Genomic DNA, 13,187 nt, shown 5'->3' with positions numbered 1-13,187 from the left:
AGTGGGATCAGCGGTAGGGATTGCCTGCGGCGTGCAGGGCGCGGAGTTCATCGTCCGACATGGCGCGACCGAGCAGGAGGAGTTCATCGACACGGCCGCTGAGCTTGCGGTCCTGCTGGTTCCAGTTGCCGATCTGCGCGGGGCCGAGGCGTGCGGGGTGCGCAATGTCCAGGCTGGTTTCTTTGTCGAACTCACCATTGAGATAAAAGCGCACGGTGCCGCGGGTGGAATCATAGACAGTGGCTAGGTGCACCCAGCGGCCCTGCTCCGGCAGCACGGGGGTGCGGGAGTCGGGGTGGCCTTGGCGCTCGGTGGAACCGGGGGCGAGGGTGTTGCCGATGAGGGCGAGGCGCATGGTGGTGTCGCGGTTGATGATCCAGTGCACCTGGCCGGGATTGTTGCCGCTCCAGCCATCCGTATGTAGCAGGGACTGGTAGGGCGCGCCGAGGCGGTCAATGCGCACCCAGGCGGCGAGCGTGAGCTGCGGCCAGTCGCGGCCGCCGCCGACATCGAGCTTCAAGTGATCGCCCACATTCACAAACTCCGGCGCGTGGGAACCCGGCCAGCGGCCCTGCACGCGGCGGTAAACGCCGGGGAGTTCTTCGGCGGATTCGAAATCGTGCAGCGCAATGAGGGCGGGGTCTTGCTTCAAAGCGGAGGTGGCTGCGGCGGAGCGCGCGCGCTGACCGGCGGCGAGACCGGCGGTGAGGCCGGGGAGTTCATCCGGCTGGATGAAGGCGGAGGAGCGTAGCTCGCGTGCGGTGCTGGCACCTTGAGCAAAGGAGACCGCATCACCACCGCGCAGGCTTTGATTGGCATGAGCGCCGGAGGCCTTGGTGATGACCTCGCCCTGGAAGACGTGGACTTCAGCGGAGCCGCTAGAAGGCACATCCACACCGAAGCGCGTGCCGAGATCCACGGCATCTCCTGTGGGGGTGATGACGGTGAAGCCTTTGGCTGAAGGTGGTACATCGGCAGCAAGGCGGCCGCGCTTCATGTGCAGACGCTGCGCGGACTCAAAGCGAAACTCTGCGGGTGCCTCGATGACGATGCGTGCGCCGCGTGCGGTGGTGAGGGAGATGCTGCCTGCATCGATGTGGTAGGATTCGCCGCGCAGGCTCGCGCCATCTGCGAGTTCCACCACGCCGGCGGCTTTGCCCACGGTGGCAAAGGCGCGATGGGTGTCCTGCCAAAACCAGGCACCGAGGAACAGGGAGAGGCAGGCGGCGGCGGCGAGCCAGCGTGGCGAAGCGGTGAGCCAGCGGGTGGGCTTCGCAGTGACTTGAGGTGGTGTCCAGTCTGCGGCCAGAGCAGCGAGGGCGGAGTCCACATTGAGCAGTTCGGCGAATTCACGACGTGCTGCGGCATCGGCCAGCAGCAGGGCATTGAGCTGCTGCAGCTGCGGCGGCGTGATGGTGCCGTCGAGATAGGCGGTGGTGAGGACTTCCAGCTCGGCTTTCATAAGGCCACCTCCTGAGTCATGGCGCGGCGGATGCAGTCGAGCAGGAGCTTGCGCATGCGGTGCAGCCATTGGTAAAAGCCGGGGACGGTGCGACCGCTGCCTTGAGCGACGGTTTGGATGCTCGAGTCGGGCTGGTAGGCCTGCATGAGGAGGCCGCGCTGGTCCTCGGGCACTTTTTGCATGCAGAGCTCCAGGGCCTCGCGCTGGCGCTCCAGCAGGGGCTCGATGGCGGCGGTTTCCTCCGCGATCTTGGTGATGACTTCTTCATCGAGAACGAGGCGGTCGCGACCGCGATCTCGCAGCCAGGCGAGGACCTCATAGCGTGCCACGCCGAAGGCCCAGGCTTTGAAATCTGCGCCCTCATGCAGGGAGTCGAACTTCTCCCAGAGGACGACGCTGATCTCCTGCATCACATCATCCGCGTCTGCGCGTGCGGGCACCAGCCGCCGCACATGGGCGCGGATGGCGGGCTCATGCGCGGTGAAGCTGCGCAGGAAGCGGTGGTGGCGTTCGTTTTCGGAGGGAGACATGAGTGGGCTTATGTTCTTATCTCCGCCAGAAGTGCTGATTTTACGGATGAATGTGAATTGACCCAAAACAGAGGTTTGCAGGCGGGATCTGTTATTTTTTGCTTCCCGAAATGTAAATAAACGCTTATTATCAACCCATTACGCCTATCGAGGCTTCAATCTGCCACCCCCTGCGCATGCCGCCCCCTGTCCGCCAAGAACGCCATTCAGTTCGTAAGAACGAATTTGCGCCTTTGATTGAGTGTGACGAGCTGCTGCGGGAACTCATGGCGCAGGGCGGTCCGATGCCGAATGACTATGCGCAGATGAACCGTACGCTGCGGCTGCTGGGAGATGCTGTACGCGCCAAGGTGATCGCCCGGGATGATGTGCTTGCTTACGCTCAAGACGTTACAAATAGGCATCTGGAAGGGACGATGCAGGCGCGGGCGCTGGGGAAGAAATACGGCTACAGCGGTGATTTTGAGATCATTGAGGCCATCTACACGATGCAGATCGCCCAAGAGCCGCACCTGCGGCGCTGGGATCTCTACTTTCACTCCCAGGCGGCGCCGAATGCGGTGCGAAACCGGAAGGCCTACTTTCACCAGCTGCTGAATTCACACGCCGCCGGGCGCACCAAGGCGCCGCTGAGCGTGCTTAACGTGGCCAGCGGCCCGGCGCGTGACGTGCGTGAGTGGGTGCTGGACAACCCGGACTGCGATGTGTTTTTTGACTGCGTGGACGCCGAGATCCACGCCATCGAGCGGGCGAAGAAGCTGTGCGTGCCGTTTGCCAAGCGGGTGGAGTTTTACCACCGCAATGTGCTGCGCTTTCTGCCGGCCAAGGGCTACGAGCTGGTGTGGTCGGCGGGGCTGTTTGACTACCTCACGGACCGGACGTTTGTCTTTCTGCTCAAGGCACTGATGGCCGTGACGAAGCGGGGCGGAGAGGTGGTGGTGGGAAATTTCTCCGACCACAATCCGAGCCGAGACTACATGGAGCTGCTGGGCGACTGGGTGCTGCAGCACCGCACGCGGGATCATCTGCGCGCCCTGGCGCTGGAGGCGGGAGCGCCGGCGGATTCGATCGAGGTGATGTGGGAGCCTGAGGGCGTGAATCTGTTTTTGCACATCCGGCGGTAGGGGGGGTGGCAAAGTCAAAAGGGTGAGTGAGCAAGGGACGGGATCGTCAAATCACCTTGTCTGTGAATGCTGGATGACAGGCATTTGCCGTTGTGTGTTTTATTTTAGCCGTGGAATCGTCAGCTTTAAATAGAGACAAAGCAGGAGATACAAGGAGCACCAAGCAATCATTCCGTTTCTGCGGCAGCGCTCCAGCCTGAGGCGTGTTTTTTCATCGTAGCGAGGGCGTGTGCCGCCGTCCTCGGTGCGTCTCATACGATGAGTGGATAACATGAAGAACATAAGATTTTGGCCTGAGAAATGAACTGGCGCACAGGGCATTCTTCATTTAAACTGTATTTACACCCCTATTTTTTACAGAGCTTCTCAATTCAATTTTCCATAACCAGCCATGGGCATTTTCGATTCCGATTCCAAAAGGTCGATGGACGATAATGAAGAAGGGCAAAAAGACGGTTCAAAAGCTGGTTTTTTAGATCAGATGGGACATGGCATTGTAGGCAACATTTTCAAGTCTTCCGCTTACAATGCGGGCTATGACAACGGGACGCGCAACCCTTCAAAACCTGAGACGGCAACATTCGATAGCAAATCCTACGACTCGACAAGCTCTGATTCCTCAGGGTCCGATTCTGGTGGTTCATCTTCAAGCTCCTTAGGGTGCGTCATGATTCTGGCGATGTTGGCCGGCGCGGTCATTTTCATCTTTAATTTATCGTCGAGAAGTCAGGCCAGCCGACCGGTTGCAAATCCGAACCCGCAACAGACCATATCACCAATATCGAAACAGATCGTCCCTTTAGCGCACCTTCAAACGCTGGGAGTGAATGAACCTCGCACCATCGAGCAGGCACACGAATTAATCGGGGAGGTTTACGGCGCTTTGATGAAGTCCTTAACGCCAACACAGCAGAAAATTCTTCGTGATGAGCAGCGTGAATGGATAAAATGGCGGGACACCCAAGCTGAGCGCATGGCACGCACATTTATGACAGGGCCAAACTCTTACGCTCAGGATTACAGCAACGCGATGATATCGTTGTTAAGAGAGCGAACAGATTATCTAAGAGAATATAAAGCTGGTGAAGTGGCCCAGCCCACGCAGCTACCCATGTTTGGCGAAAATAGACCTCTCACCCTTGAGCAAGCTCATGAGAAAATCGGTCGAGTGTATGATGCTTTGATGATGTCGTTATCACCGTCACAGCAAAAAGCTCTTCGTGACGAGCAGCGTGCATGGATAAAATGGCGGGACGTTCAAGCTGAACGAATGGCCCGAACTTTCGTAAGTGGTCCCAACTCCTACGCAATGGATCACCAGAAGGCAATGATATCGTTGTTAAAAGAACGAACGGATTATTTGAAGGGGTATAAGGCTGGAAAAGTTGTGAGCAATTCAGATCATTCCTCTCCATCCGATGATGCACTTGTGAAGGCATGTATTGCATTCTACAATGAACGTGGCGAGTGGGCTGGGAAGGCCACTATAGGGCAAGTCCGCCGTTTCCGAATTGAGCGTGTTGGACCGGGCAGATGGTCAGTCCACCTAGACTACGTTTACACAAGCAAATTAATGCCGGACGGCACAGATCAAAGAGTGTTTCACATTGGAACTAATCGTGAAGGTGCATGGTTCGTTCAAACAATGGAAGGGTATATGAGTGCTCGTTTTTAGAACGAGCATTTCCAGTAGGTGGTACATTTGCATTTGAGGTTGACACGATAGCAGCATCGTTATCGGGCGCTTTTTGAAATCATTTGTGCCTCTAGAGGTGGAAACGGGAAACGAAGCTCCCGGGCGCGTAGGCCCGCTCCGCCTCCTCCTGGGATCTTCAGCAATGGCGCGCGTACACCACCCCCGAGGTATTTGGGGAATTTGGGGAAGTTTCCGCTCTGTTGTGGCGGGCAGACCCCTGGGTGGTGAACAAGCTCTTCGGCATTCAAGGCAGGGCGAAAAGATGCCGTTCACGCGTTCTTTGGCGGTCGCAGGATTCCATCAATTGCCATCATCTGCTATTTTGTGCCATGAAGTGGGCTTATTGAGAGTGGTGGCCAAAAAAAGATGCCGTGATGCCGTGCTTAGGCGTGGCATCTGGCATCAAATCCGGCTGGGAGCCGTCTGCCGGCGTCAGACCAACCAGAAGAACACGATGGCGATGCCGGTCGGCAGCAAGGCTCCGAGGAAGAGCCGCAGGGGGCTGATGCCTTCGTTGTTAAAGGCTTTGGAGCTTTGCAGGATGCCGATGCCGGCTGGATTGGGCGCATTGGCGATGACGGTGAGGCCGCCGCCGGTGACGGCACCGGCGACGAGGGCGTACTGGAGCTTGGGGGAGATGCCTTCGACCAAGGAGCCGAGATAGGTCAGGGCGGCATTGTCGGTGAGGGCGGTGAGGCCGGTGGCGCCGAAGAACATGCTGGAACCATCCAGCCCGGCGATGAGCGGCTGCAGCCACCAGGACTGCAGCGATCCGAGGGTGACGAGACCGGCGAGGAAGTAGCCGACGAGCAGGCCTTCACGCAGGCGCAGATCATCCTGGAATTCCTGCGTGGCGCTGACCATGCCGAGGAAGAGCATGAAAACGCCGAAGAAGACATCCGGGTGATGCGCGAACAACACGACCAGCGCCAGGAAGACAACATGCAGCAGCGTGAGCCATGCGGGCAGGGGCCGCGCGGGCTGCTCCACCACTTCCACCCGGCTCAGCTCGGCCCGGTAGAAAAAGGTCACAATAGCGGTGGCGACGATGCAACTGGCGACGGCACGCCAGCCAAAGTGGGTGAGCATGAACCAGGAGTCCCACTGCCACTTGGAGGCGACCATGAGCACGGGCGGCGCGGCAAAATGCGTGAGCGTGCCGCCAATGGAGATGTTCACAAACAGCAGCCCGAGCGTGGCGTAGGCGAGGCCTGTGCCGATGCCGCAGTCGAAGTAACGGCGTTTGAGAAGGATGGCGATCAGGGTCATCGCCGCTGGCTCGGTGATGAGCGAGCCCAGCAGGGTGCCGAAGGACAGGGCGGCAAAGTAGTAGGCCACGCTGGCCTGAAACGGCAGCACGCGTGCGAGGCCTGAGATGCAGGTTTCAGCGAGCTGAACCACGGGACGGGTCGCAGCGACGACCATGACGACAAAGACAAACTTGGGCTCGGTGAAATTCAGCCCCTCGATGTAGACCACCGCGTCATGGAGCGAGTGTTTCAGCACGGCGATTCCCGCGAACAGCGCCGCCCCCCAAAGGCCAAAGACGACTTCGGTTTCGGCCAGGAAATGCAGGATGTTCTCCATGATGGAGCCTTCGGGATAGCGATGGGCCCAGTGGGCGAAGCGCTTGACCGCAAAGGTGTGCAGCACGGCGAGTGCGAAGAGCGTGGTCGCGAGGATTTCGATGGGGGAGGCGGTCATGCTTTGGAGGTGTCAGGCAATGGCAGATATTTGTTTGGCAGCCTGGCGGAGGATGGGTGAATTAACCAGCGAAACTGGCTTTGTCGTGCGCTTCTGCGGCTTGAATCAGCCGCCCATTTACCCCGGCAAACGCATGAAGTGCATTCATCGGCCGTGTCGTTGTCGAGACTCTGGCTGCATTCATGGACACTGGAGCAGAAATCATCCGAAATTTCTCTCATGAACCGGGGGGCGCTCGTAGCCTGATCTTGCCTTGGCTCCATTGCTGCGTTTCTCTTTACGCCCCCCTATGAAACATCCTCACCTCATCCGAAGGTCCCGCCGCGCGGGCGCATCCTTCCATGATCATTTGCCCGCATGAGTTTTGATCTCTGGGTGACCCTCATCACGCTCCTGGGAGCCGTCATGCTCTTCGCCACGGAAAAGCTGCCGGTGGACATCGTCGCGCTGCTGGCTGCGGCCGTTCTGCTCATCACAGGGGTGGTCACGGTGGAGGAGGGAATCGCGGGCTTTTCCAATCCCGCCGTCATCATCGTGGGCTGCATGTTCGTGCTCAGTTCAGCCTTGCAGAAGACGGGTGCGCTGGATGCCCTGGGCAGGCTGCTTGCCAAAAGCGGCGGCAGCAGCCCGGGCATGTTCTGCATGCTCGTCATGCTCTGCGTGGTGCCCGTCTCCGCCTTCGTCAACAACACGGCGGCCGTTGCCGTCTTTCTGCCGCTGGTCATCGCCGCTGCCGCCGCTAGAAAGATCCCCGCCTCACGCGTGCTCATCCCGCTGAGCTTTGCCTCCCAGTTCGGCGGCGTGTGCACGCTCATCGGCACCTCCACCAGTCTCCTCGTGAACTCCATCTACGAGAAGTCAGGTCTCGGCAGCTTCAGCCTGTTTGAATTTGCTCCGCTGGGCCTGTTGCTGACGCTGGCCGGGGTCGCCTACCTGGTGTTTTTCGGCGGCTGGCTGCTGCCGGCGCGCCGCGCGGAGCAGCTCACGGATGTTTATCAGCTTGGCGAGTATGTCACGGAGCTGCGCGTCATGGCGGGCTCGCCGCTCATCGGCCAGCGCATTGGCCAGACTCCGCTGTCACGTGAGCATGACGTCACCGTGCTGGAGATCCGTCGTGCCACCCACACCATCATGGCCGCCGTGGGTGAGAGCGTGCAGGAGCAGGATCTTCTGCTCGTTCGCGCAAGGCCGGACAAGCTGCTGGCAGTCACCACCAAGCTGAAGCTTGAAATCGAGCCCGAGTTCAAGCTGCGGGATGAAACCATCCGCTCCAAGGAGGTGAAGCTCTGTGAAACCATCGTCCCTCCAGGTTCGCCCTTCATCGGGCGCACGCTGGCGGAAATCCGCTTTGGCCAGAAAACCGGCGTCATCGCCCTGGCCGTGCAGCGCACCGGCCAGGTGCTGCGTGAAAAGCTCTCCAGCGTGAGGCTGCGCATTGGGGATGCCCTGCTGCTGCTGGGAGAGCAGGCGGGCATCGACCGCGTGCGTGCGGAGGACGGGCTGCTCGTCCTCAATGAGCTGGAGGCACCGGTGCGACAACGTGGCAAGGCTGCGCTGGCGCTGGGGGTGTTCGTTCTTGTCGTCGTGCTCGCCGCGCTGAAAATTTTGCCCATTCTTGTGGGGGCGCTCGCGGGAGTGCTGCTGCTCATCATGCTGCGCTGCCTGCGCCCGGAGCAGGCTTATGGTGCGGTGGACTGGCGAGTGCTGGTGATGCTGGCGGGCATCCTGCCGCTGGGCATCGCCATGCAGAAGACCGGCGCCGCGCAGACCATCACGGATGTGGTGCTCCGCCTTGCCGGGAGGGATGATCCCATGGCTCTGCTTGCCGCCATCTATCTCGTCACCGCGATCCTCACGGAGTTCATGAGCAACACCGGCGCTGCCGTGCTGATCGCCCCCATTGCCATCGCCACGGCGCATAGCATCGGCCTTGATCCCAAGCCCTTCCTTGTGGCCGTGACGTTTGCCGCCTCCACCAGCTTTGCCACCCCCGTGGGCTACCAGACCAATACGATGGTGTACAACGCGGGCGGTTATCGCTTCAGTGACTTCGTCCGTGTGGGGGTGCCCTTGAACCTGCTCTTCTGGGGCCTGTCCGTTTATTTCATCCCGCTGTTCTGGCCGTTTGTGGCGCGGCCTTGACGGGAGGACAGCACCGGCACGGCGTCAGGCTGGAGGTTTCAGCGTTGTGCAGCATCGCTTGAAACGCGGAGCAGGCAGGCTACATCGCAGGGATGTTCCGTCTTTCCATTCTCCCGCTTGCTCTCTTCATGCTGCTTGGTGCCGCCCGCGTGGATGCGGAAACTCCCGAGCGCATGGTCTTGATGGTGAGCGTGGATGGCCTGGCGAACTTCTACCTCGACGATCCCGTGGCGGAGATCCCGACGCTGCGCCGGCTGGTCGCCGAGGGGGCGCGTGCGCAGGGCATGATCGCCTCGATGCCCACGGTCACCTGGCCCAACCACACCACGCTGGTCACGGGCGTGCATCCCGGAAAGCATGGGGTGCTTGGCAACAGCGTGCTTGATCGCGTAAAGAACGAGATCGTGCCGCTGGTGGTCGATCCCATTTTCAACAAGGACGAGATTGTGAAGGTGCCGACGATCTACGACCTCGCGAAACAGGCGGGATTAAAGACGGCAGCGCTGATCTGGCCTGCGACTCGCGGTGCGCGTACGCTGGACTGGACCATTCCGGATGTGGGCTCGATGGCGTTGGTGAAGCAGTTCGCCACACCCTCGCTGCTGGAGGAGTTCACCGCGAAAGGCATCCCTTGGGGCATGCAGGAGGAGTGGTGGAACACCGGGCGCATCGCGGAAAGGGACCGCATGTTTGCGCAGATGGGGAAGCATGTGATGGGCCTTCATCGCCCGCATCTGCTGCTCATGCATTTTGTGGAGCTCGATCACGCGCAGCACCGGTTTGGTCCCCGCTCACCGCAGGCCTATGCCGCATTGAAAAATCAGGACGCGTGCGTGGCCGAGCTCTGGCAGGAGCTGCAGCGCACTCATGGCGGGCGCGCGACGCTGGTGGTGGTGTCTGATCATGGCTTCGTGTCCTACCGCCGGCGAGTTCTGCCGAATGTGCTGCTGCGGCAGGAGGGCTTGCTCACCGCACTCGGGACGCGCATCACGGGCGGCAGTGTCCGCGCAGTGGCGCAGGGTGGGGCCTGTTTTATCTATGTGCTGCGGGATGAAGGTCGTGCGGCACAGGTGGCGAAGCTCGCCGAGCAGTTCCGCCAGCTGGAAGGCGTGGGAGCCGTGATCTCTCAGGCTGACTTCGCCGCCCAGGGGCTGCCTGATCCAACGAAGAATCCGCAGATGGCTGACCTCGTGCTGTCGGCGGCGAGCGGTTTCAATTTCGTGGACTCGCCGATCGGCGACGTGGTGGTGACGCCTGCGGATGGGGTGACCAAGGGCTCACACGGATCTGACGCCGCAGAGCCGGACATGCACGCGACGTTTGTCGCCTGGGGCGCGGGCATCCAGGCGGGCGCCCGGTGCGGCACGGTCAGCAACACCTCCGTGGCACCGACGATTGGCGCCTTGCTCGGCTTGAAGGTGAAAAACATGGATGGTCCCGTCTTGCAGCCGCTCTTGGACGGCAAGTAGGCTGCTTCTCCGCCGCCAAGAGATCATTTGCTATCTTGGCAGTAGTGGGCATCCACCCGACATGGGGCGTCAAGGCAACAATGGCAGCCACTCACCTTGGGTCCAGTCGAGATACTCGGTGCTGCGGAACTGCTTTTTGTAATCGTACACACTGGGCTCGCGGGTGGCGTAGCCGGAGTAGAGATGGCGGAGGCCGGCGGTGCGGCAGTGCTGGATCTCCAGCAGGAGGGTGAAGATGCCGAGGCTGCGCCTTGAGTGCTCCGGCTCAAAGAGGCCGTAGACGCTGGAGGCGGCGTGCTGGCCGACATCGAGGTAGCTGGCGGCGATGAGTCTGGGGCCGTCGAAGACGCGGATCATGCGGCACTCGCAGGGGCCCTGGGTGGGATCGGGGCCGAGGAAGGTTTCGAGGGTGTCGGGGATGTTGTGAGTGAAGCGCTGCTTGTGGCGCTGGAAGAGGGCGCGCAGTTCGGCATCAATGGCGGCGGGGGAGATCTCGGTGCGCAGGTCGGCGTTCTTGTTCAGCACGCGACGCTGGCTTTTGGAGAAGGTGCAGCAGTCGAGATCGATGCGCAGCGGGGTGATGGTCTGCAGGCCGCCGTCCTGGGCACGCTGGGTGCTGTAGCGGAAGAAATGCCTGCCAAAATGCCGCCAGCCTAACGCCCAGGCATGATCCATGATTTCCGCAGGCACGGAATCACAGATGAATGCTTCGTCGAACACTGGCGTCATAGGGTGGGCCTTATTAATCCAGTCCCGCAGATTGACAATCTCGCGCCCGCCCGCACACTCCGAATCCGGCAGCCCCACACGCCCATGAACCTCCTGCAACGCATCGAACGCGTCTTTTTCTGGCTCTCTGCAGCCTCCTCCGACAACCTCGATGCCTGTCCGGCGTGGGAGCGGCGCAAGTACGTGGCCTTTGGCGCCACGGTGCTGGTGCCCTCCACGTTTGCCATCATCGCCTGCGCGTATGCGCTGAGCACGCTGACGGACAACTGGTACATCATCGCGCCGGTGTCGCTGGTGTGGTCGTTTATCATCCTGACGGTGGACCGTGCGCTGCTGGCCACGTATCGCGCCTACCAGGGCTTCTTCCGCAAGATCTCGCAGTTCTCACTGCGCCTGGTGGTGGCCGCGCTGATGGGCGTGACGATTTCGCATCCGCTGACGCTGCTGCTGTTCAAGGACACGATTTCCTCGGTCATCGAAAAACACCGGCAGAGCGAGATCGAAGCGGCGCGTGAAGTTTCCAAGCAGCAGAAGGTCGCCGTGGAGGCGCGACTGGTGCCGCTGGAAGAGGAGATCGCCAAACAACGTGAGAACTGGAACGCGACCTTCCAGGCGAAGTTTCTGGATGAGAGCGGCAAGCCGATCGAGAAGCCGCTGACGGAAGATGAGAAGGCGGCCAAGGCGGAGCGCGAGGCGAAGATCGCCGAGGCGGTGGCTCCGGGCAAAGAACGCCTGACGAAGCTGGACACGGAGATGGCCACGCTGAGCAAGGAGTACCAAAAGATCGCCGAGGAGCTGAACCACTGGCAGACAGAATTTGAGCGCGAGGTCAATGGCCAGCGCAGCGGCATCATCGGCCTGGGGCCGCGTGCGAAGAGCATTCAGGAAGACCAGCTCACGTGGCGGCGTGCGGAGTCCGCGCGTCTGAGTGGCGTGCTGGACACGATGACGAAGACCCGCGTGGCGGTGGTGGCCGAGATCAAAGCAGCTGAGGATGGCGTGAACACCGCGCTGGATGCCAAGGCCGCTGAAGAAGCAGCGCTCAACAAAGCGGAGCGGGATCGCGTGGCCGCGCTGAAGCAGAAGGTGCAGACGGAGCAGGCGGACCAGTTTGTGGGCCAGCAGAACGCCATCCGCGAGACGCTCAAAACGCAGATCGACGCGCTGCTGCTGCAGCAGAAGAATCTGCACACGGAGATCACCCAGCTCATCAAGGACGAGGACACACGGATCACCGGCATCCGCGCGGAGCCGCGCCGTGACATCCTCACGCAGACGCTGGCGCTGCATGAGCTGTTTGAGCAGGGGGCGCAGGGCGGCACGTTTGCACTCGTCGCCTACCTGGTGCTGACGCTGCTCTTCATGCTGGTGGACACGATTCCGCTGATCATGAAATTCTTTTCCAAACCCGGCCCGTATGACACGCTGCTGGACCGCGAGGAGATGGGTTTTGAGGGCGAGCGCAAGGCCTTCATGGAAGGCTTCAGTCTGCAGATGAAGGAACTGGCGGGGAGCAAAATGCTGAACCTCACACGCAACAAGACACTGGAGCGTTCTTTGGTCACCAGCGTGGACGGCGCGCGTTCCGCGAAGGAGTTCCTGGTGTACCTCATGGACCTGGAGCGTGACTTTGAAGAGCGGAGTCGCATTGCGCGGGAACTGGCCGCCAAGAGCGGTGTCAGCCACACGGCCGATGCGATCGAGGAAATGTCACGCAACTTCTACGCCGACCTGCGCGAGCGCATGGAGAGGTTCTTCCACGATGATGCCAAGCGCGGGACGCCGGCGACGGGGCGGGCGTAAAGTACGACAGGCATTCCTGCCTGTCGATCAGCGGCGGTGCAGGCTGTCTCGCTCACGCTTCACTCCAAACCGGCCTTCAATAGTCATGATCGCCGGTTTGCCAGCTGCAAACTTTGTGCTTTTGCGCAGCGATGGAACCGGCTCAGAAGGGCTTCCACCGGCGCGGTATGATACGGCGCTGCGTGAGCGCTGGTCGACCGACAGGAGTGTCCATCGTACTAGCCTGATGCTTAACTAAAGAATCGTCCTGCTTTGATGAGGTGATGTCTTTATTTTTGTCGCCTGGCTTCTCCGGCAGCTTATTTGCGCGACCGCTTTGGCAGGTCTTTGTCACGGATCAGGAGCTCGGAGTTTTTGACTGTCCCCAATTCGTGACCTTGACCGGCTTTCACCTCGTTGAAGGCCTCTTCCGCGGTCTTGGCGGCAACTTCAATGAGGGTCTGCTTTGTCTCAACGCGTTCGACGGTGATGTGAGATGACATGGCTTTTAAGTGGATTCCCCGTGAAATCGCGTGCACCCCCAAAGTC

The 13,187-nt window shown here is 60.6% G+C and carries 10 protein-coding genes; 5 read left to right on the top strand and 5 right to left on the bottom strand.

Annotated elements, in window-relative coordinates; translation table 11 throughout:
- Positions 1 to 7: 7 nt before the first annotated feature.
- Both AC24GY_RS09145 and AC24GY_RS09140 read right to left on the bottom strand, forming a co-directional pair.
- Positions 8 to 1,462 (bottom strand): LamG-like jellyroll fold domain-containing protein, encoded by a 1,455-nt coding sequence (locus AC24GY_RS09145; RefSeq protein WP_487682182.1) that lies wholly within the window; start codon positions 1,460 to 1,462, stop codon positions 8 to 10.
- Positions 1,459 to 1,992, bottom strand: a complete 534-nt coding sequence (locus AC24GY_RS09140; protein ID WP_487682180.1) for a sigma-70 family RNA polymerase sigma factor — start codon at positions 1,990 to 1,992, stop codon at positions 1,459 to 1,461. Before AC24GY_RS09140 ends, AC24GY_RS09145 begins: the two co-directional genes overlap by 4 nt.
- Before the next feature lie 176 nt (positions 1,993 to 2,168).
- Here AC24GY_RS09140 and AC24GY_RS09135 point away from each other — a divergent pair, with 176 nt between their 5' ends.
- Together AC24GY_RS09135 and AC24GY_RS09130 are read left to right on the top strand one after the other, a co-directional pair.
- Positions 2,169 to 3,116, top strand: coding sequence for a class I SAM-dependent methyltransferase (locus tag AC24GY_RS09135; protein ID WP_487682178.1), 948 nt, complete (start codon positions 2,169 to 2,171; stop codon positions 3,114 to 3,116).
- Between the two features lie 391 nt (positions 3,117 to 3,507).
- Entirely contained in the window at positions 3,508 to 4,791 is a 1,284-nt protein-coding gene (locus tag AC24GY_RS09130; protein ID WP_487682176.1) for a lysozyme inhibitor LprI family protein, read from the top strand.
- 453 nt (positions 4,792 to 5,244) lie between these two features.
- On the opposite strand, the gene AC24GY_RS09125 is transcribed toward AC24GY_RS09130, so the two are convergent.
- The gene (locus AC24GY_RS09125) at positions 5,245 to 6,516 is read right to left on the bottom strand and encodes a putative Na+/H+ antiporter (protein WP_487682174.1); all 1,272 of its coding nucleotides are present in this window, start codon (positions 6,514 to 6,516) and stop codon (positions 5,245 to 5,247) included.
- 357 nt (positions 6,517 to 6,873) lie between these two features.
- Here AC24GY_RS09125 and AC24GY_RS09120 point away from each other — a divergent pair, with 357 nt between their 5' ends.
- Positions 6,874 to 8,658, top strand: coding sequence for an SLC13 family permease (locus AC24GY_RS09120; RefSeq protein WP_487682172.1), 1,785 nt, complete (start codon positions 6,874 to 6,876; stop codon positions 8,656 to 8,658).
- 92 nt (positions 8,659 to 8,750) lie between these two features.
- The gene (locus AC24GY_RS09115) at positions 8,751 to 10,127 is read left to right on the top strand and encodes an alkaline phosphatase family protein (protein WP_487682170.1); all 1,377 of its coding nucleotides are present in this window, start codon (positions 8,751 to 8,753) and stop codon (positions 10,125 to 10,127) included.
- Positions 10,128 to 10,196: 69 nt separating this feature from the next.
- On the opposite strand, the gene AC24GY_RS09110 is transcribed toward AC24GY_RS09115, so the two are convergent.
- The gene (locus AC24GY_RS09110) at positions 10,197 to 10,856 is read right to left on the bottom strand and encodes a GNAT family N-acetyltransferase (RefSeq protein WP_487682168.1); all 660 of its coding nucleotides are present in this window, start codon (positions 10,854 to 10,856) and stop codon (positions 10,197 to 10,199) included.
- Between the two features lie 84 nt (positions 10,857 to 10,940).
- On the opposite strand from AC24GY_RS09110, the gene AC24GY_RS09105 reads away from it, so the two are divergent.
- Positions 10,941 to 12,659, top strand: coding sequence for a DUF4407 domain-containing protein (locus tag AC24GY_RS09105; protein WP_487682166.1), 1,719 nt, complete (start codon positions 10,941 to 10,943; stop codon positions 12,657 to 12,659).
- Between the two features lie 299 nt (positions 12,660 to 12,958).
- Here the strand turns inward: AC24GY_RS09105 and AC24GY_RS09100 are convergent, their stop codons facing one another.
- Positions 12,959 to 13,141 carry a hypothetical protein gene (locus AC24GY_RS09100; RefSeq protein ID WP_487682164.1) on the bottom strand — a complete coding sequence of 61 codons (183 nt, stop codon included), beginning with the start codon at positions 13,139 to 13,141 and terminating at the stop codon, positions 12,959 to 12,961.
- Positions 13,142 to 13,187: the final 46 nt, after the last annotated feature.

Source organism: Prosthecobacter sp. Pr1 (genome assembly GCF_057652315.1).
The sequence above is the reverse complement of the archived record's forward strand: the minus strand, read 5'-3'. Positions and strand labels throughout refer to the sequence as shown.

Bases quoted from the DNA above. Each gene is read 5' to 3' on its own strand.
- AC24GY_RS09115 (WP_487682170.1), top strand. From the start codon at position 8,751: ATGTTCCGTCTTTCCATTCTCCCGCTTGCTCTCTTCATGCTGCTTGGT.
- AC24GY_RS09135 (WP_487682178.1), top strand. From the start codon at position 2,169: ATGCCGCCCCCTGTCCGCCAAGAACGCCATTCAGTTCGTAAGAACGAA.
- AC24GY_RS09125 (WP_487682174.1), bottom strand. From the start codon at position 6,516: ATGACCGCCTCCCCCATCGAAATCCTCGCGACCACGCTCTTCGCACTC.
- AC24GY_RS09145 (WP_487682182.1), bottom strand. From the start codon at position 1,462: ATGAAAGCCGAGCTGGAAGTCCTCACCACCGCCTATCTCGACGGCACC.
- AC24GY_RS09110 (WP_487682168.1), bottom strand. From the start codon at position 10,856: ATGACGCCAGTGTTCGACGAAGCATTCATCTGTGATTCCGTGCCTGCG.
- AC24GY_RS09120 (WP_487682172.1), top strand. From the start codon at position 6,874: ATGAGTTTTGATCTCTGGGTGACCCTCATCACGCTCCTGGGAGCCGTC.
- AC24GY_RS09105 (WP_487682166.1), top strand. From the start codon at position 10,941: ATGAACCTCCTGCAACGCATCGAACGCGTCTTTTTCTGGCTCTCTGCA.
- AC24GY_RS09100 (WP_487682164.1), bottom strand. From the start codon at position 13,141: ATGTCATCTCACATCACCGTCGAACGCGTTGAGACAAAGCAGACCCTC.
- AC24GY_RS09140 (WP_487682180.1), bottom strand. From the start codon at position 1,992: ATGTCTCCCTCCGAAAACGAACGCCACCACCGCTTCCTGCGCAGCTTC.
- AC24GY_RS09130 (WP_487682176.1), top strand. From the start codon at position 3,508: ATGGGCATTTTCGATTCCGATTCCAAAAGGTCGATGGACGATAATGAA.